The sequence below is a fragment of the Cupriavidus sp. U2 genome (assembly GCF_009663685.2).
GTDB lineage: Bacteria > Pseudomonadota > Gammaproteobacteria > Burkholderiales > Burkholderiaceae > Cupriavidus > Cupriavidus necator_C.
In genome coordinates this window covers 60,549-77,705 of the sequence record NZ_RCOG02000014.1, presented here as the reverse complement: position 1 = coordinate 77,705, position 17,157 = coordinate 60,549, and the positions used below count along the sequence as shown (strand labels likewise).

The window sequence follows — 17,157 nt, the reverse complement described above, 5'->3', positions numbered from 1 at the left end:
TTGATGGCGCAGGCGGCCTGGGCGCGCGAACTCGATCCGGATCGCCTGAGCTTCATGCACGCCGTGCGCGTGATCAAGCGCAAGATGCCGCAAGCTGCGGCCGTTTCCCCCTGAGCGTTTGCCTGCCTGGCGCGAGGCCCTGCTGGCCGAGATCGCGCGCGGGCGCTGCGTGAGCAGTCGTGGGCGCCTGAACCCGCGCGGCGTCAAGCGCAAGATGAGCAACTTCAATGTTCGGCATCGCGGCGCAGCGCTCCATTTGCGGCATCAGCCAGTGCCGGTGCTTCGTATCTGAACAGTATTTACCCTAGGGACTGCATCCATCCCGCATCACGGACTTCCTCATGCATACGCACAATTTCTCGGCCTGGACCCATTCCCACGTCTTTGACACCGGCAACCAGGCCGCCGAACGCGGCACCCGCCTGGTGATGTGGATCACACTGGCGATGATGGCCATCGAGATTGCCGCCGGCCTGGGCTTCAATTCGATGGCGCTGCTGGCCGACGGCTGGCATATGAGTTCGCATGCAGTGGCCATCGGCCTGTCGGCGTTTGCCTACGCCGCGGCCCGGCGGCTGGCGCAGGACGCGCGCTTCACGTTCGGCACCTGGAAGATCGAGGTGCTGGCCGCCTTTGCCAGCGCCGTGTTCCTGCTGGGCGTGGCCGGCCTGATGGCCTTCGGCTCCATCGAACGGCTGTTCAGCCCCGCGCCGATCCACTACCGCGAAGCCATGGCCGTGACCGCCATCGGCCTGCTGGTCAACCTGGGCTGCGCGCTGATCCTGGGCGGCGCCCACCATGGACACGGCCACGGGCACGACCACGGTCACGACCACGACCACGGGCACGGGCACGGGCACGGGCACGGGCACGGGCACGGGCACGGCCATGGTCAGGATCACGGCCACCCGCATCACGACATCAACCTGCGCGCCGCCTACCTGCACGTGATGGCCGATGCGGCCACGTCCGTGCTGGCCATCGTGGCACTGGCCGGCGGCTGGTGGCTGGGCTGGAGTTGGCTTGACCCGGTGATGGGTCTGGTGGGCGCCGTGCTGGTGGGTCGCTGGGCAGTCGGCCTGCTGCGCCAGAGCGGCACGGTGCTGCTGGACCGCGAGATGGACCACCCCGTGGTAGCGGAAGTACGCGAAGTGCTCGACGCATTCGCCCACGGCGAAAGCCACACCCGCGTGGCCGACCTGCACGTCTGGCGCGTGGGCCGCGAGCAGTTTGCCTGCATCGCCAGCCTGGTCACCCACGACGCCACCCTGACGCCGCAACGCGTGCGCCAGGCCCTGTCGGTTCACGAGGAACTGGTGCACGTCAGCGTCGAGATCAACCAGTGCGACGATGGCCCGGCACCGGGCCGGACGCCGCACCGTCACTAGTTCCGGGCCGACGTCAGGGGCTCAGGGCTGCAGCAGGATCGCGCCGGTCGTCTCGCGGCGCTCGGCCGCCTCGTGGGCGTGCGCCACGTCGGCCAGCGGGAAGCGGGCGCCGATATCGACCTTCACATGGCCGGCGGCGATGGCATCGAACAGATCCTTGGCATTGGCGCGGAAGCGCGCCGCATCGGCGTTGTGCGGGAACACCGACGGCCGGGTCAGGAACAGGCAGCCCTTCTTGTTGAGCAGCTCGGGCTCGATGGCCGGTGCCGGCCCCGATGCCGCGCCGTACAGCACGACCATGCCGAAGGCCTGGGCGCAGTCGAGCGACCCAAGGAAGGTGTCCTTGCCCACGGCGTCGTAGACCACCGTCACGCCACGCCCGTCGGTGGCATCGCGCACCTGCTTGACCCAGTCGCCATGGCTGTAGTCGATGGCGATATCGCACCCGGCCGCCCGCGCGCGCTCGCACTTGGCCGCCGAACCGGCCGTGCCGATCACGCGCGCGCCCAGCGCCTTGGCCCAGCCGCTGAGGATCTGGCCCACGCCGCCAGCCGCCGCATGCACCAGCACCGTGTCGCCGGGCTTGACCGCATGGGTATGGCGCACCAGGTACTGCGCGGTCATGCCCTTGAAGATGGTGGCGGCGGCCTGTTCGTCGCTGACGTTGCCGGGCAGCTTGACGAGCTTGTCGGCGGCCACGTTGCGGCCTTCCGCATAGGCGCCCAGGCCCGCGTTCATGTAGGCCACGCGGTCGCCGACCGCCACGTCGGTCACACCCGGGCCCACGGCCTCCACCACGCCGGCTGCCTCGAAGCCGAGCCCGGTCCCGGCCGGCAGCGGATACGTGCCGCGGCGCTGGTAGATATCGATGAAATTGAAGCCGATGGCCGTGTGCCGTACGCGCGCCTCGCCGGGGCCAGGGTCCGGCAGTTCCACCGATTCCAGCCGCATGACCTGCGGCAGACCAAATTCGTGAAGGCGGATGGCGCGGACGGTCGTCGGCATGGGGTCTCCTCGATGGACTGGCTTAACGTGAAGGCCCGATTATTGACGCTTTTACGAAACCTTGCCGGCGCTCACATCAGATCAGTTCGGCGCTCATGCACAGCGCGCTGGTATCGCGCAGCCGCCGGAACTCCTGGCTCTCCAATACCTCGGTCGGCAGCTTCGACGCGTGGATCAGCGAGAAACCGTAACGCGCGAAGTAACTGGGGCAGGTGGACGTCAGCAAGACCGCGCGACGGCTGCCGTTGGCGCGCGCGCGCATCATCACGGCGTGTACCAGATGGCTGGCCACGCCCTGGTCGCGCCATTCGTGCAACACGGCCACCGATCGGATAATCGCCGTATCGCCAAATAGCTCGGCACAAGCGCAACCCACCAGTTGCGCTTCGAGCACTGCCACATGAAATTCGCCGACGAGTCGCGGCAGATCGTCTATCGGCAAGCCGCACCGCTCAAGAACGGTGCCGATAGCGAGCGCATCCGACGGCTGCGCCATCCGGATTCGCAGGTCTTTAATCATTGGGAGCCTCTGTTTCTCTCATCACGTTGCGACGGATACGCCATGGAAGCCCTGCATGGTGAAACGTGTGCGCCAGCGCCGTGCCGCCACGACCTGCCGGTCGTACGACAACGGCACCAAAGAGAGCGGTGATTTGCTGACGATTGGTGCACGCGGGCCTCACAGTATCGCAATCGCGTCGCGGTTTCCAGAGGGAAATCACCGAATGCGACGCGTGCCATGCATGACCGGAAAGCGAGCATAAATAGCGCCAGGCCTGCCAGTCAGTATCGGCATGTTTCGTGAAGATAATGCGTGCGCGGGAAACTTCGTCCGGCCAGGCGACGTCAGCGGAAAAACCGGGGAGAGAAGACGGGATACGCGTCGGGGAGTGGAGGCGGGGATACGGAATCGAACCGTCGTAAACGGCTTTGCAGGCCGTCGCATAACCACTCTGCCACCCCGCCCCGGGATGCCGGCCCGAATGGGCCGTTCTGTGGTGCGGGGCGCAGTGTAGCCGAAGTGAGAAAAGTCTGCTGGACGCGGATCTGTCCTGCCGGCCGGCGAAGGGGCCGGCGCCGGGACCGGGGGAAGGCGCCGGGGCCCGGCCCGGCTATTCCCGCCCCGGGCTATTCCCCCGGCTCTCCCATGGCCGACTGCAGGTAGTTCTGCACGCCGACCTTGGCGACCAGTTCGATCTGGGTCTGCAGCCAGTCGATATGGTCTTCGGTGTCATCCAGGATATCGGTCACGATATCGCGCGACACGTAGTCGCTCACCGATTCGAAGTACTTGATGGCTTCCTTCAGGCTGGCTTGCGATACCAGTTCGAGCTTCAGATCGCAGCCGAGCATTTCCTCGGTGTTCTCGCCGATCATGAGCTTGTCCAGATCCTGCAGGTTGGGCAGGCCATCGAGCATGAGAATACGTTCGATCAGCCGGTCGGCATGCTTCATTTCCTCGATCGACTCTTCATACTCATGTTTGCCCAGCGCCTGGAGCCCCCAATGACGGTACATGCGGGCATGCAGAAAATACTGGTTGATTGCCGTCAGTTCGTGCTTGAGCTGACCGTTGAGCAACTGAATTACCTTTTTGTCGGCTTTCATGACCTTGGTCCCCTTCCATCCTTAATACGGGCCGGCGACGATTTTCATGGTAATTCCCCCAACCGGAAGTTCAAGCTCCGCGCGGCTTTCCGGTCGATCATGGCGCGCAAACCAGAAAATACCTCACAACGATGATTATGCGAGTGATACTGATTCCGATTCAGATGAAATAAAAAGGCGCCCCCGCAATGGAGGCGCCTTCCTTATATTGGCCGGACCATTCATTCACCGCTGGCACGATAGCGATTGCGCAGATCCCGAATCAGGTCGTGATTGCGCAGCACGCCCTGATATTGCCGTTCGATCAGTGCACGAATATCGAAACTGAGATCGGGTTCCTGCAGCGCATCGGCGTACTTCTTCTTCGCAACGTCCTCGCCCTTCTCGGTTTCTTCCAGAATGGCCAGATCGGTGCGGTCCGTGACCGCCGTGCGCAGGCTCAGCCAACCGCGATGCAGCGCACCGGCCACGCTGCCGTGGTCTTCCGGTTTGCCGCCAAGCGCGGCCACCTGCCCCTGAAGCTCGCGCACTGCCGCACCGATCTCCATGGCGCGGCTCGAAAACAGCGTCTTCAGTTCCGGATTCTTGGCATCTTCGGCAGCCTTGCGAAACCCTTCCTCGCCGTCCCGCGAGACTTCAATCAGGTCGTTAAGCACAGAGATGTTGTTGTCAGCCATGTCGGACTCCTCTCATCAGCGCGCACGCACCGCGCGACGCGCGTAGAACATCCCGCACGGCGCCTGACGCCACGCGGCCCTTGTGTTCCAAGATAGAAGAGTGGCCCCGGGGGGGATGTCGGGGGGCCTCGCAAGCCGCTGTCGGCCTATGCCTACAGGCCGGCAGCGCGCCGGAAGTCAGTCCAGCAAGTGACCCATGCGCGATCGCTTGGTCGCCAGGTACTTCTCGTTTTCGGAGTTGGCCGGCACGATGTGACGCATCTGCTCCGTCACCTTGATGCCGGCGTCTTCCAGTGCCTTGATCTTGATGGGATTGTTGCTCATCAGGCGTACCGACGTGACACCCCATTGGCGCAGGAAATCGGCGGCAAACGCATACGTCCGCGAATCGATGGCCTGGCCCAGCGCCAGGTTGGCATCGACGGTATCGAGGCCGGTGTCCTGCAACGCGTAGGCGCGGATCTTGTTGGACAGGCCGATGCCGCGGCCTTCGTGGCCGCGCAGGTACAGCAGAACGCCGCGGCCTTCCTCGGCGATTTTCTTCATGGCCAGATCGAGCTGCTCGCCACAGTCGCAGCGGCACGAGCCGAACACATCGCCGGTGAGGCACTCGGAATGCAGGCGCAACAGCACGTCCTCGCCCGAGATATCGCCCATCGAGAGCGCCAGGTGTTCGGTGCCGGTGTCCACGCCCTGGAAGGCATGGGCGGTGAATTGGCCATAGCGGGTCGGCAGCCGGGCGGAGCCGATCAGCTCACTTTCTAGGTCTTTCATATTGATGTTCGCTGGAGGCGCCATGGTGCCCGCGCGGCATGATGCGGGCGCGGGGCAGGCGCGCCACGGAGCGCCGATTGGGAGAGGCGCCGACGCGGCATGCCGGCAAGGATACCGCGAAATGCAATCCGCCATCCGCCGAGGGGTTACCGGGCGGTAGGCCGCAGGGGTTGTGCAAGGCTCAATCGGGGACGAACAGGCCGCTCGACCGCGCGCGGCGGACCCGAACCGGCTGGTTGTTCCGGCCGATCAGCGTAAAGCGATACCGGAACTGGGCCGGCGTCAGAACCGCCGGATCGGGCACATGCTTGCGGCAACGATACCGCTGGAGGCCACGCTCGGTGAGCAGGAAGTCCAGGCGTTGGCGCCAGGAGGCTGCCCGAGGTCGTCCCGCATGGCGCGATCGATGAAACCGGCGGCGTCTTCGATCAACGCCAACAGCCCGCGCAGGCGGTCGATGCTTTCGGCAGGACTTCTGGAAGGGAGCCGGTTCGTGGCGTCCGGGGTCCCGGAGGCATCCCGCATCGCGCCAAATTTCCACAATGGCTCGTGATGCGCAAGACGGTTCCTGAATGCGTGCAGTTCAAAGACGAACGCCAGCGCCCGACGACGCACCTTCGTGTCACGCCATTGCGGCACCGGCGCACTTAGTGGATGAAAGGGAAATACGGCCGGCAGGATCAGATTGGCGTGCGCATGATCAATATTGCGTAGGACAGCGGGCCAGAAGCCCAGCGAAAGACTTGCCACCATCTCGTCCGCGTCAAGTGTCACCTTGGACCTGCGCTGGCGCACCTCTTGGATGCGCCGCTGAGTCGTCGGGCTCAGGGTCTTCCAGATCTGGTCATACCAGTGCGCGCTTGTGCTCCGGCCTCTTGTGCAGAACATCGACATCGCGCGATGGACGCTGTTGCGCAGCACGATCTCGAAGTATGCAAGGTGCGACGCGAAGCACGATGAAACCTCGCCATTCCACAAATACAAACCGATGGCTTCGTCCATCGTTTTTGTCTTGAAGTATCTCCGGTAGCTGTTCAGGCGTCGCGACGAAACGACGCGTTCAAAGTTCTCGATGGATGATGTCCGCATAGCGATTGACAGTGCCTATTGGGTTCTCTAGGATCCCTCCTGAGACGTCGATCGGCATACCCCGCAAGGGCGCCCCGGCGTAAGGAGTAAAAGGCCTCCCAAGCGGGAGGCCTTTTGCTTTGTAGCGCGCCAGAAACGCAACGGCTATGAGACAACGCCGCAATCGTGCGGGGCCTTGCGTCAGCGCTGGCCGGGACGCTCTCCAGACGGCCACTTTCGGCCCGACAGCCTGCCCGCCAAAGACAAAGGCCGCCCGGAGGCGGCCCTTGTTCGATGGGTCGACAGGTCGATGTCCCGGTGCCCCGATGTCCGGGGGCCAGACGGAGGATTACTCCACCGTCACCGACTTCGCCAGGTTACGCGGCTTGTCCACGTCGGTCCCCCGGGCGCAGGCCGTGTGGTAGGCCAGCAGTTGCAGCGGCACCACGTGCAGGATCGGCGAGAGCGCGCCGTAGTGCTCGGGCATGCGGATCACCTGGATGCCGTCCGACGACTGGATGTGCGTGTCCGAATCGGCAAACACGTACAGGCGGCCGCCACGGGCGCGCACCTCCTGGATGTTCGACTTCAGCTTTTCCAGCAGCGCGTCGTTCGGGGCTACCGTCACCACAGGCATGGCTTCCGTCACCAGCGCCAGCGGGCCGTGCTTGAGCTCGCCCGCCGGATACGCCTCGGCGTGGATGTACGAGATTTCCTTGAGCTTCAGCGCACCTTCCAGGGCAATCGGGTAATGCAGGCCGCGGCCCAGGAACAGGGCGTTCTCGCGGCGGGCAAAATCCTCGGACCAGGCGATGATCTGCGGCTCCAGCGCCAGCACGCCATGCAGCGCGGAAGGCAGGTGCCGCAGGTTGGTCAGCGCATCGGCCTCCTGCTGCGCGCTCAGGTAGCCGCGTACCTTGGCCAGCGCCAGCGTCAGCATATACAGCGCGGCCAGCTGCGTCGTGAACGCCTTGGTGGATGCCACGCCGATTTCGGTGCCGGCGCGCGTCAGGAAGCGCAGTTCCGTCTCGCGCACCATCGCGCTGGTGGCCACGTTGCAGACGGCTAGCGTGTGCGTGTGGCCCAGCGCGCGGGCGTGGCGCAGCGCGGCCATCGTGTCGGCGGTCTCGCCGGATTGCGAGATCACCACCACCAGGGCGCGCGGGTTCGGCACGGTATCGCGGTAGCGGTATTCGCTGGCCACTTCCACCTGGGTCGGGATTTTGGCGATCGATTCCAGCCAGTACTTGGCCGTGCAGCCCGAGTAGTAACTGGTGCCGCAGGCCAGGATCAGGATGCTGTCGGTCTCGGCAAACACCTGCGCGGCGTTGTCGCCGAACAGCTCCGGCGTGATGGCGGCGATGCCTTCCAGCGTATCGCCCAGCGCACGCGGCTGCTCGAAGATTTCCTTCTGCATGAAGTGGCGGAACGGGCCCAGTTCCACGGCGGCGGCATGCGCTTCCACCACGCGCTCCTCGCGCTGCACTTCGGCGTCATGGACGTCGCGGATCGTCGCGCCGGCGCGGGTCAGTTCGACCACGTCGCCCTCTTCCAGATAGATGATGCGGTTGGCGGTGCCGGCCACGGCCAGCGCATCCGACGCCAGGAACGACTCGTCGTTGCCCAGCGCCACCACCAGCGGCGAACCGGCGCGCGCGCCGACCATCACGTCGGGCTGGTCCTTGGCCACCACGGCAATCGCGTAGGCGCCATGCAGGCGCTTGGTCACCGCGCGGACCGAGCCGAACAGGTCGCCTCGGGTGGCGCTGCTGGGATAGGTGTAGGCCTGGTGAATCAGGTGGGCCACCACTTCGGTATCGGTCTGCGACTCGAAACCGTAGCCCACCGCGCGCAGTTCGTCGCGCAGCGGCTCGTAGTTCTCGATGATGCCGTTGTGCACCAGCGCGATGGTCTCGTCCGAGAAATGCGGGTGCGCGTTGACGGTATCGGGCTTGCCGTGGGTGGCCCAGCGCGTGTGGGCAATGCCCAGCTGGCCGCCCAGACCCGACGACTGGGTCTGCGTGTCGAGGTCGGCCACGCGCGACACCGTGCGCGCACGCTCCAGGATCGCGTCGCGCACCACGGCCACGCCGCACGAGTCGTAGCCACGGTATTCCAGGCGACGCAGCCCTTCAACCAGGACGGGAACGATATTGCGGTGCGAAACCGCGCCGACGATGCCACACATAGCTGAACCCCTTTATTTTTTCGGTTGCTTGACCGGACGCTGCCAGGCGTCGATCGTCATCTGTTTCGCGCGCGACAGCGTGAGCTTGTCGGCCGGCGCTTCCTTGGTCAGCGTGGTGCCCGCGCCGATCGTGGCGCCGCGGCGCACGGTCACCGGCGCCACCAGCTGCGTATCGGACCCGATGAAGACATCGTCCTCGATCACGGTGCGGTGCTTGTTCACGCCGTCGTAGTTGCAGGTAATGGTACCCGCGCCAATGTTCACACGCTGACCCACCGTCGTGTCGCCCACGTAGGCCAGATGGTTGGCCTTGCTGTGGTTGGCAATCTGGCTGTTCTTGACTTCGACGAAGTTGCCGATATGGACGTCCTGGCCCAGCTCGGTGCCGGGTCGCAGACGCGCGTAAGGGCCGATGCGGCCATCCGGCCCGATCTTTGCTTCCTCGAAGTGGCAGAACGGTTGCACACGTGCACCAGCGCCGACCACGGTGTTGCGGATCACGCAGTGCGCGCCGATGTGTACGCCATCTTCCAGGTGCACGCGGCCCTCGAACACGCAGCCTACGTCGATGGTCACGTCGCGGCCGCAGGTCAGCTGGCCACGCACGTCGATGCGTGCCGGGTCCAGCAGCGTGACGCCCGCTTCAAGCAGGCGTTGGGCGATGTTGCGCTGGTGGATGCGTTCGATTTCGGCCAGCTGGACCTTGCTGTTGACGCCCAGCGTTTCCCACAGTTCGGCGGGCTGGGACGACACGATCTCCACGCCGTCGGTGGCGGCGCGCTCGATGGTGTCAGTCAGGTAGTACTCGCCCTGCGCGTTGTCGTTGCGCAGCGTGGACAGCCAGCGGCGCAGGTGGGCGGTCGGGCAGACGATGATGCCGGTGTTGATCTCGCGGATGGCGCGTTCTTCCTCGCTGGCATCCTTCTGTTCGACGATGCGTACGACATTGCCGGCCGCATCGCGCACAATACGGCCATAGCCGGTGGGATCGGGCATTTCGACGGTCAGCACGCCCAGGCGTTCGCTGCCGGCGGCCTGCACCAGGTGCTGCAGCGTGGCGGTCGAGGTCAGCGGCACGTCGCCGTAGAGCACCAGCGTCGGCTGGGCGTCATCGAGCAGCGGCAGGGCCTGCATGACGGCGTGGCCGGTGCCCAGTTGCTGCGCCTGCTCGGCAAAGGCAACATCGTCGGCACCCACCGCCTGGCGCACCTGCCCGGCGCCGTGCCCGACCACGACCACCAGCCGCGACGGCGACAGCGTACGCGCGGTGTCGAGCACGTGGGCCAGCATCGGTTGGCCGGCTACCGGGTGCAGCACCTTGGGCAGCGCGGAGTTCATGCGCTTGCCCATGCCGGCGGCAAGAATGACGATATTCACAAGGAGGTTCCTAAGTGAGTGTGTCTGAGAAGAAGCTGAAGAATCCGAGCCTGGGAGCACTGTGGCCGATGTGGCTGAACCGTTGCCACGACTGGGCTGGCGGGCGATTCGCCGGCCCCGGAAACATGCGCGCCCATTCTAGCACGCGGGCCTGTGCCACATTGGGTCCATCACCTCGCGTTACCGTTGTTCACATTTGGTCACGCGGCGTTTTTGCATGGTTTGCAGCATTTACCATGCTCGTGGCGTTGGCTGGATGCAACGCCATGAAGCTCGGATACCAGCAGGGCGACCGCCTGGCCTACTGGTGGGTGGACCGCTATGTCGATGTCTCCGACGCCCAGGAGCCGCCCACCAAGGAAGCCATCGCGCGCTTCTTTGCCTGGCACCGGCGCGCCCAGCTGCCGGAAATCGCCACTGTGCTGACCCGCGTGCGGGGTGAAGTCGCGGGCGAAGTGACCCCTGCCATGGTGCGGCAGGTCCAGCAGGACTCCCAGCGCCTGGGCCGGCAGGCCTTCGATAACGCGGTGCCCGACCTGGCCGACCTGCTGCTGACGCTGGAGCCCGACCAGATCCAGCGGATGGAGGCCAAATTTGCCGAAAGCAACACCAAATACCGCAAGGAATTCCTGAAATCGGACCCGGCCGCCCGTACCGACGCCCGCTTCGACAAGATCATGAGCTACGCCAAGCTGATCTACGGGTCGTTCTCCAGCGAGCAGGAACGCGCCATCCGCGACGCGATGGGCCCCTACATGCAGAGCGCCGACGCGCGCTATGCCGAGCGCGTCAAGCGGCAGCAGGAATGGGTGGCCCTGGCGCGCGAAGTCTCTTCGACCCGCCCGCCCAAACCCCAGGTGGAAGCCATGCTGCGCAAGTATGCCGACGACTGGCAGCGGCCCGGCGGCGGCGAGCAGCGCAGTACCTCGGCCGGGGTGGATCTGACCGTCAGGATCGCCAACATGACCACGCCCGAGCAAAAGGCGCATGCCGTCAAACGCTTCGACGGCTGGATCAACGACACGCGCTCGCTGATGGCCGAGAGCGGACGGGCGCCCCAGGCAGCCAGGTAGCCGCCGGGCGCGTCCCCCCTATCGCCAGGAAAGCCCCGGGCCAGGCCACGGGGCTTTTTCTTTGCCCGGCGCGGCGGCGCGACTCAGGCCGCTGGCTGGCCCGCCGGCTCGGAAGCAGGTGCGGCGGCTGGCTCCGAGGTCGGCGCCGCCCCCTTCTGGATCTTGTCGAAGCGCACGAATTCCATGCGGTTCGGTTCCACGCTGCCGCTGAACTGCAACGCCTGCTGGCTGTAGGTGGTCTCGCCGAACAGCGACGCCTCGTCCACCTTGGCCAGGCCGGTGGCCAGCCCCGTGAACGGGAACAGCTCGGTATCGGCCAGGTGCGACGGCACCACGTTGCGCAGCGCCGAGAAGATGTTGTCGATGCGGCCCGGATGCTCGCGCTCCCACTGCTGCACCATCTCGCTCACCTTCTTGCGCTGCAGGTTTTCCTGCGAGCCGCACAGGTTGCACGGGATGATCGGAAATTCCATGGCACGCGCGTACGACGCGATGTCCTTTTCCGCGCAGTAGGCCAATGGACGAATGACGATGTGCTGGCCGTCATCGGTGGCCAGCTTCGGCGGCATCGCCTTCATCTTGCCGCCGAAGAACATGTTCAGGAAGAACGTGTTGACGATGTCGTCGCGGTGGTGGCCCAGCGCGATCTTGTTCGCGCCCAGTTCCTTGGCCGTGCGGTAGATCACGCCACGGCGCAGGCGCGAGCACAGCGAGCACGTGGTCTTGCCCTCGGGCACCTTCTCCTTGACGATCGAGTACGTGTCGGCCTCGACGATCACATACTCCACGCCCGTGGACTTCAGGTATTCGGGCAGGATGTGCTCCGGGAACCCCGGCTGCTTCTGGTCCAGGTTCATCGCGATCAGCTTGAACTGGATCGGCGCCCGCTTCTGCAGCGCCATCAGGACCGACAGCATCGTGTACGAGTCCTTGCCGCCGCTCATGCAGACCATGACGGTGTCGCCGTCCTCGATCATGCCGAAGTCGCCGATGGCCTTGCCGGTCAGCGACTGCAAACGGGTTTCAAGGCGATAGAAGTTAGCCGAGTGACTCATAAGACGTACCTGTAACGGGGTGCGGCGCTGAATAATGGCCGCGCGCCCGATGGAAATGCCGGAATTGACGGGGCGGTATTTTACTGGACCGGCCCGTCCGGCGCTGCAGGCGTCCCGAGTTGCCCCGGCCGCCGTCAGGCCTGCTTGATGTGGAACACCTCGACGCCGACCGAATCGCAATCGGGATAGACATCGGGCTTTTCGGTCGACACCCGCACGGCGCGCACCTTGGGATGCTGCAGCATGGCGCGGGCCACGTCGTCGCACAGCGTTTCCTGCAGATGGATATGGCCCTGGGCCATGCGGGCCGCCACCGTGTTGCGCATGAAGTCGTAATCGACCACTTCCTCCAGGCGGTCGGCGTGCGGGGTGGTTTCGGACAGCGACACGAACAGGTCGATGTTCACCAGCACGCGCTGTTCGCCCTTTTTCTCGAATTCATGCACGCCGATGTTGATCTGCACTTCGTAGTTGCGCAGGAACATGCGGCGGCAGTCTTGCAGGCTGGGATGGGAAAGGGCGGCAAAGGTCATGGCAGGGTCAATCAAGGTACGGCTTCATTCAGTCAAAAACATCACGTCACGGGCCAGCGGCATCAGATGCTGCCCGCCATCGACGTACAGCGTGGTGCCGGTCACGGCGCGCGCCCCGGCCAGGTAGGCCACGGCCTGGGCGATGTCGTCGGGGGTACTCGACTTGCCCAGCGGCGTCATGCCGTGTGCCCGCACGAAGCCAGGGTCTGACTGGTCGCCGGACACCAGCGTGATACCCGGCGCCACGCCCACCACGCGCAGCCGCGGGGCCAGGGCCTGCGCCAGCTGCACCGTGGCAGTCTGCAGCGCGGCCTTCGACAGCGTATACGACAGGAAGTCGGGGTTCAGGTTGTTGAGCTTCTGGTCCAGCAGGTTGATCACCACCCCGCGCTGCTCGCCGGCATTGCCGGCATCGTTGCCGTCGGCGCCAAGCGCCTTGTGCATCTCACGCGCCAGCAGCAGCGGGGCCGCCACGTTCGTGCGCATATGGGTGTCGAGCGATCCATACGAAAAGCTCGTCGCCACGTCGTACTGGAACAGCGAGGCATTGTTGACCAGGCAGGTCGGCACGCCCAGCGCATCGACGCAGGCGGCCACCAGCTTGCCCGTGGCGGCCTCGTCGGACAGGTCGGCCTGCAGCACGGCGGCCCGGCGGCCAAGCGCGCGGATCTGCGTGGCCAGCACCTCGGCTTCGTCACGCGACCGGTTGCAGTGGACGGCCACGTCCCAGCCCTGCGCGGCAAGCTCCAGCGCGATGGCACGGCCCAGCCGGCGCGCCGCGCCGGTCACCAGCGCCACGCCGCGCGATTGGACGCCCGCGGCGCCCTGAGTATTCGATTCTGGCATTGCTACAATTCGCGGTATGCAGAAAGTCGCTAGTCTACCCCTTCCCTCCGCCGGTGCGCTTGACGCATCCAAGGCCCTTTCCATCGTGATCGGCGACGCCATCGCGGCATCCGGCGGCTGGATCGGCTTCGACCGCTACATGTCGCTTGCGCTCTACGCCCCGCGCCTGGGCTATTACAGCGGCGGCGCGGCCAAGTTCGGGCGCGGCGCCGACGACGGCAGCGACTTCATCACCGCCCCCGAACTGACGCCGTTTTTCGCCCGCACGCTGGCCCGCCAGTTCGCGCCGCTGGTCCAGATGTCGCTGCCGCGCGTGATGGAATTCGGCGCCGGCACCGGCCGGCTGGCCGCCGACCTGTTGCTGGCCCTGGAATCGGAAAATGCGCTGCCCGAGTCGTACAGCATCGTCGAGCTGTCCGGCGAACTGCGCGCCCGGCAGCAGGACACGCTGGCGCAGCGCGCCCCCCATCTGGCGGGCCGCGTGCAATGGCTCGATGCCCTGCCCGACAGCTTCGAAGGCGTCATCGTCGGCAACGAGGTGCTCGACGCCATGCCCGTGCGGCTCTTCGCCCGTATCGGCGGCCAATGGCACGAGCGCGGCGTGGTGCGGCAGGGCGATACGTTCGCGTACGAAGACCGGCTGCTCCACGCCGCGGCCGTGCCGGCGCAGCTCCACGAGATGCCCGGCGACCACGATATGGTCACCGAGACCCATGCCGAAGGCGAAGGCTTCACGCGCGCCGTGGGCGCCCTGCTCAAGCGCGGCGCGGCGTTCTTCATCGACTATGGCTTCCCGGCATCGGAGTACTACCACGCGCAGCGCGTGGGCGGCACGCTGATGTGCCACTACCGCCATCATGCGCACCCCGATCCGTTCCTGTACCCCGGCCTGCAGGACATCACCGCCCACGTGAATTTCAGCGGCATTGCCGAAGCGGCGGTCGATGCGGGGCTCACCGTGGCAGGCTTTGCCTCGCAGGCGCGCTTTCTGATGAACGCCGGGATTACCGAGCTGATGATGTCGCTCGACCCGACCGACGCGCGCAACTTCCTGCCGCAGGCCAACGCGGTGCAGAAGCTGCTCAGCGAGGCCGAAATGGGTGAGTTGTTCAAGGTCATCGCACTGGCACGCGATGTCGACGATGCCTTGCCGCTGGCCGGATTCGCTCGCGGCGACCGCAGCTACGCCCTCTGACCGATCCACACGCCATCACCATGTTGCGCTGGACCTTCACCATCTTCCTGTGCGTGATCGTGCTGTCGGCGGCGTTGCCGTGGCTGCAGAAGATCGGCCTCGGACGCCTGCCCGGCGACGTGCGCTTCCGGCTCTTCGGCAAGGAATACGTCTTGCCGTTCGCCTCGACGATCCTGCTGTCGCTGGTGGCGCTGGTGATCGGGAAGGTGCTGTAGGGCTGTAGGGCCTGCTCGGAAGCGATCTAGTCCGGCAGCCCCAGTTTTTCCGCCACGGCCGCCACGCGCGCCTTGTGCACCTTCTCCTTGATCAGGTCCACCCGATCGCCACACGCTTTCGCCACGGCCCCGGCATCGACCGATGCCGCCGCCTCGCGGGCCGCCAGCAGCCGCGCGGTCTGCGGATAGGCGCGATCCTCGAACCCCAGCCGGCCACGGGCGTCGGCCTCGCAGGCCTGCAGCGCCTCGGCGAACCGGTCGGGCTTGCGCAGCGCGTCGCTGCGCTCCACCAGCCGCGTCAGCGCGGCCGCGCCGAACGCTTCCGAGCGATGGATGTTGCCGTGCTCGCGCGCCACCAGCAGCGCCAGTTCGCGGCAGTCGTTCGGCACGCGCAGGCGTTTGCACACCGCTTCCAGCAAATCCACGCTGCGTTGCTCGTGGCCGATATGGCGCGGCAGCACGTCCTCCGGCGTGGTGCCCTTACCCAGGTCGTGGGTCAGCGCCGCAAAGCGCACCGGCAGCGACGCGCCCTGCGCGGCGGCGTAGTCCACCACCATCATCACGTGCACGCCGGTATCCACCTCGGGGTGGTAGTCGGCGCGTTGCGGCACGCCCCAGAGCCGGTCCAGCTCCGGCAACAGCCGCGCCAGCGCGCCACATTGGCGCAGCACGTCGAACATGCGCGATGGCCGGGCCTCCATCAGGCCGCGCGCCAGTTCCTGCCAGACGCGCTCGGGCACCAGGGCGTCGACCTCGCCAGCATCGACCATCTTGCGCATCAACGCGACGGTTTCCGGCGCCACCGAGAAATCATGGAAGCGGGCGGCGAAGCGTGCCGCGCGCAGGATGCGTACCGGGTCCTCGGCAAACGCGTCGGACACATGGCGGAACAGGCGTGCCTGCAGGTCCTGCCGGCCGCCGTATGGATCGATGATCGGACCCACCAGGTTGTCCTGGTCGTCCACTGCCTGCGCCATCGCATTGATGGTCAGGTCGCGGCGCACCAGGTCGTCTTCGAGCGTGACATCGGGCCCGGTATAGAACGCAAAGCCCTTGTAGCCCACGGCCGTCTTGCGCTCGGTCCGGGCCAGCGCGTACTCGGCCCGTGTCTGCGGATGCAGGAAGACCGGAAAGTCCTTGCCCACCGGCTTGTAGCCGGCAGCTTCCATCTGCTCGGGCGTGGCACCCACCACGACGTAGTCGCGATCCTGGCTCGGCTTGCCCAGCAGTTGGTCGCGGATGGCCCCGCCGACGGCGTACACCTGCATGATCAGCTCGTGACGATGATCGCGTCGGCCCGTTCAGGCTGCGTGCGGTAGGGTTCGTCGGCCGGCACGAAATCGCGCTCCTCGCGGGCGCCCGCCACCCATTCCTGCATGGCCGGCAAGGCCAGGATGAAATCGGCGTAGGTCTTGGCGGTTTCGGGCAGATGCACGCCATAGGTGGCGAAGCGGCTCACCACGGGCGCGTAAAACGCGTCGGCAATCGTAAATTCGCCAAACAGGAACGGCCCGCCGGCGCCGTAGCGCGCACGCAGGTCGGTCCAGATCGATGCGATGCGGTCCACGTCCTGCTGCACGGCTACGTTCCAGCCCAGGCCCGGCAGCACGGCGGTGCAGTTCATCGGCATCTGGCTGCGCAGGTTGCCGAAGCCCGAGTGCATCTCGGCGCAGATCGAGCGTGCCATGGCGCGTGCCGCCACGTCGGCCGGCCACAGCTGCTTGTGCGGAAACCGCTCGGCCGCGTATTCGGAGATCGACAGCGAATCCCACACGGTCACGTCGCCGTCGATCAGCGCCGGCACCTTGCCGGCGGGCGAGTAGCGGGCAATCTCCGTCCCGAAATCCTTCGTGAACAGGCGCAGCGGGATTTCCTCGAATTCGATGCCGGCGTGACGCAGCAGCAACCACGGACGCAGCGACCAGGACGAATAGTTCTTGTTGCCGATGACGAGCTTCATCGTAAATTCCTTGGGGGCGGAAACAGAGGCGGACAAATGCGACACGCGCAAAAACACAGGCGCGGGCGCCGGTCAATCGCCAGGCGCCCCGAACCAGACATTCTATCGATGCGGCGCGCGTCGTCCAAATGAATTGCGCTCGCAAGGCTGTGAGCGCCAATCACATCGGTGCAAATTGCGTGCCCCGTGGCCCGC

17 protein-coding genes and 1 tRNA gene are annotated in these 17,157 nt (G+C 65.8%); 4 read left to right on the top strand and 14 right to left on the bottom strand.

Going from position 1 to position 17,157, the window contains the following annotated elements:
• Nucleotides 1–341: 341 nt before the first annotated feature.
• Nucleotides 342–1,388 carry a CDF family Co(II)/Ni(II) efflux transporter DmeF gene (gene dmeF / locus D9X30_RS13845; protein ID WP_153949862.1) on the top strand — a complete coding sequence of 349 codons (1,047 nt, stop codon included), beginning with the start codon at nucleotides 342–344 and terminating at the stop codon, nucleotides 1,386–1,388.
• Nucleotides 1,389–1,409: 21 nt separating this feature from the next.
• Here dmeF and D9X30_RS13840 read toward each other — a convergent pair whose 3' ends face one another.
• The 9 genes from D9X30_RS13840 to glmU form a co-directional block, all read right to left on the bottom strand.
• Nucleotides 1,410–2,393: a quinone oxidoreductase family protein gene (locus tag D9X30_RS13840; RefSeq protein ID WP_153949863.1), complete on the bottom strand. Its 984-nt coding sequence runs from the start codon at nucleotides 2,391–2,393 to the stop codon at nucleotides 1,410–1,412.
• A 76-nt stretch (nucleotides 2,394–2,469) separates the two neighbouring features.
• Entirely contained in the window at nucleotides 2,470–2,913 is a 444-nt protein-coding gene (locus D9X30_RS13835; RefSeq protein WP_153949864.1) for a GNAT family N-acetyltransferase, read from the bottom strand.
• Nucleotides 2,914–3,284: 371 nt separating this feature from the next.
• Nucleotides 3,285–3,359 (bottom strand) — tRNA-Cys (locus D9X30_RS13830).
• Nucleotides 3,360–3,521: 162 nt separating this feature from the next.
• Nucleotides 3,522–4,001 carry a bacterioferritin gene (gene bfr, locus D9X30_RS13825; protein ID WP_153949865.1) on the bottom strand — a complete coding sequence of 160 codons (480 nt, stop codon included), beginning with the start codon at nucleotides 3,999–4,001 and terminating at the stop codon, nucleotides 3,522–3,524.
• A 221-nt stretch (nucleotides 4,002–4,222) separates the two neighbouring features.
• On the bottom strand, nucleotides 4,223–4,678 hold the full coding sequence (locus D9X30_RS13820; RefSeq protein ID WP_153949866.1) for a PA2169 family four-helix-bundle protein: 456 nt from the start codon (nucleotides 4,676–4,678) through the stop codon (nucleotides 4,223–4,225).
• A 177-nt stretch (nucleotides 4,679–4,855) separates the two neighbouring features.
• Nucleotides 4,856–5,452: a GTP cyclohydrolase II gene (ribA, locus tag D9X30_RS13815; RefSeq protein WP_153949867.1), complete on the bottom strand. Its 597-nt coding sequence runs from the start codon at nucleotides 5,450–5,452 to the stop codon at nucleotides 4,856–4,858.
• A gap of 282 nt (nucleotides 5,453–5,734) precedes the next feature.
• The gene (locus D9X30_RS13810) at nucleotides 5,735–6,454 is read right to left on the bottom strand and encodes a hypothetical protein (RefSeq protein ID WP_194946596.1); all 720 of its coding nucleotides are present in this window, start codon (nucleotides 6,452–6,454) and stop codon (nucleotides 5,735–5,737) included.
• A 415-nt stretch (nucleotides 6,455–6,869) separates the two neighbouring features.
• On the bottom strand, nucleotides 6,870–8,708 hold the full coding sequence (glmS, locus tag D9X30_RS13805; protein ID WP_153949869.1) for a glutamine--fructose-6-phosphate transaminase (isomerizing): 1,839 nt from the start codon (nucleotides 8,706–8,708) through the stop codon (nucleotides 6,870–6,872).
• 12 nt (nucleotides 8,709–8,720) lie between these two features.
• Nucleotides 8,721–10,085, bottom strand: coding sequence for a bifunctional UDP-N-acetylglucosamine diphosphorylase/glucosamine-1-phosphate N-acetyltransferase GlmU (gene glmU, locus D9X30_RS13800; RefSeq protein ID WP_249640958.1), 1,365 nt, complete (start codon nucleotides 10,083–10,085; stop codon nucleotides 8,721–8,723).
• Nucleotides 10,086–10,351: 266 nt separating this feature from the next.
• Between glmU and D9X30_RS13795 the strand changes: the two genes are divergently transcribed.
• A complete protein-coding gene (locus D9X30_RS13795) occupies nucleotides 10,352–11,158 on the top strand; it encodes a DUF6279 family lipoprotein (protein ID WP_153949870.1) in 807 nt (268 codons plus the stop codon).
• Nucleotides 11,159–11,241: 83 nt separating this feature from the next.
• Here the strand turns inward: D9X30_RS13795 and ttcA are convergent, their stop codons facing one another.
• The 3 genes from ttcA to D9X30_RS13780 all read right to left on the bottom strand — a co-directional run bounded on the left by ttcA (nucleotide 11,242) and on the right by D9X30_RS13780 (nucleotide 13,592).
• The gene (ttcA, locus tag D9X30_RS13790; protein ID WP_153949871.1) at nucleotides 11,242–12,213 is read right to left on the bottom strand and encodes a tRNA 2-thiocytidine(32) synthetase TtcA; all 972 of its coding nucleotides are present in this window, start codon (nucleotides 12,211–12,213) and stop codon (nucleotides 11,242–11,244) included.
• 134 nt (nucleotides 12,214–12,347) lie between these two features.
• The gene (locus D9X30_RS13785; protein ID WP_153949925.1) at nucleotides 12,348–12,746 is read right to left on the bottom strand and encodes a dihydroneopterin aldolase; all 399 of its coding nucleotides are present in this window, start codon (nucleotides 12,744–12,746) and stop codon (nucleotides 12,348–12,350) included.
• A 24-nt stretch (nucleotides 12,747–12,770) separates the two neighbouring features.
• A complete protein-coding gene (locus D9X30_RS13780) occupies nucleotides 12,771–13,592 on the bottom strand; it encodes an SDR family oxidoreductase (RefSeq protein ID WP_153949872.1) in 822 nt (273 codons plus the stop codon).
• Nucleotides 13,593–13,608: 16 nt separating this feature from the next.
• On the opposite strand from D9X30_RS13780, the gene D9X30_RS13775 reads away from it, so the two are divergent.
• Entirely contained in the window at nucleotides 13,609–14,787 is a 1,179-nt protein-coding gene (locus D9X30_RS13775; protein WP_153949873.1) for a class I SAM-dependent methyltransferase, read from the top strand.
• Between the two features lie 20 nt (nucleotides 14,788–14,807).
• Nucleotides 14,808–15,002 carry a DUF2905 domain-containing protein gene (locus tag D9X30_RS13770; RefSeq protein ID WP_092602987.1) on the top strand — a complete coding sequence of 65 codons (195 nt, stop codon included), beginning with the start codon at nucleotides 14,808–14,810 and terminating at the stop codon, nucleotides 15,000–15,002.
• Between the two features lie 26 nt (nucleotides 15,003–15,028).
• Here the strand turns inward: D9X30_RS13770 and D9X30_RS13765 are convergent, their stop codons facing one another.
• Nucleotides 15,029–16,270, bottom strand: a complete 1,242-nt coding sequence (locus D9X30_RS13765; protein ID WP_153949874.1) for a multifunctional CCA addition/repair protein — start codon at nucleotides 16,268–16,270, stop codon at nucleotides 15,029–15,031.
• Between the two features lie 2 nt (nucleotides 16,271–16,272).
• A complete protein-coding gene (locus D9X30_RS13760) occupies nucleotides 16,273–16,962 on the bottom strand; it encodes a glutathione S-transferase family protein (protein WP_153949875.1) in 690 nt (229 codons plus the stop codon).
• Nucleotides 16,963–17,157: the final 195 nt, after the last annotated feature.

Excerpts from the sequence above, each read along its gene's own strand:
- ttcA (WP_153949871.1), bottom strand. The coding sequence starts at position 12,213 with ATGAGTCACTCGGCTAACTTCTATCGCCTTGAAACCCGTTTGCAGTCG.
- D9X30_RS13770 (WP_092602987.1), top strand. The coding sequence starts at position 14,808 with ATGTTGCGCTGGACCTTCACCATCTTCCTGTGCGTGATCGTGCTGTCG.
- D9X30_RS13775 (WP_153949873.1), top strand. The coding sequence starts at position 13,609 with ATGCAGAAAGTCGCTAGTCTACCCCTTCCCTCCGCCGGTGCGCTTGAC.
- glmS (WP_153949869.1), bottom strand. The coding sequence starts at position 8,708 with ATGTGTGGCATCGTCGGCGCGGTTTCGCACCGCAATATCGTTCCCGTC.
- D9X30_RS13795 (WP_153949870.1), top strand. The coding sequence starts at position 10,352 with ATGAAGCTCGGATACCAGCAGGGCGACCGCCTGGCCTACTGGTGGGTG.
- ribA (WP_153949867.1), bottom strand. The coding sequence starts at position 5,452 with ATGAAAGACCTAGAAAGTGAGCTGATCGGCTCCGCCCGGCTGCCGACC.
- D9X30_RS13810 (WP_194946596.1), bottom strand. The coding sequence starts at position 6,454 with ATGGACGAAGCCATCGGTTTGTATTTGTGGAATGGCGAGGTTTCATCG.
- D9X30_RS13820 (WP_153949866.1), bottom strand. The coding sequence starts at position 4,678 with ATGGCTGACAACAACATCTCTGTGCTTAACGACCTGATTGAAGTCTCG.
- D9X30_RS13835 (WP_153949864.1), bottom strand. The coding sequence starts at position 2,913 with ATGATTAAAGACCTGCGAATCCGGATGGCGCAGCCGTCGGATGCGCTC.
- D9X30_RS13760 (WP_153949875.1), bottom strand. The coding sequence starts at position 16,962 with ATGAAGCTCGTCATCGGCAACAAGAACTATTCGTCCTGGTCGCTGCGT.
- D9X30_RS13780 (WP_153949872.1), bottom strand. The coding sequence starts at position 13,592 with ATGCCAGAATCGAATACTCAGGGCGCCGCGGGCGTCCAATCGCGCGGC.
- dmeF (WP_153949862.1), top strand. The coding sequence starts at position 342 with ATGCATACGCACAATTTCTCGGCCTGGACCCATTCCCACGTCTTTGAC.
- bfr (WP_153949865.1), bottom strand. The coding sequence starts at position 4,001 with ATGAAAGCCGACAAAAAGGTAATTCAGTTGCTCAACGGTCAGCTCAAG.
- D9X30_RS13840 (WP_153949863.1), bottom strand. The coding sequence starts at position 2,393 with ATGCCGACGACCGTCCGCGCCATCCGCCTTCACGAATTTGGTCTGCCG.
- D9X30_RS13785 (WP_153949925.1), bottom strand. The coding sequence starts at position 12,746 with ATGACCTTTGCCGCCCTTTCCCATCCCAGCCTGCAAGACTGCCGCCGC.
- D9X30_RS13765 (WP_153949874.1), bottom strand. The coding sequence starts at position 16,270 with ATGCAGGTGTACGCCGTCGGCGGGGCCATCCGCGACCAACTGCTGGGC.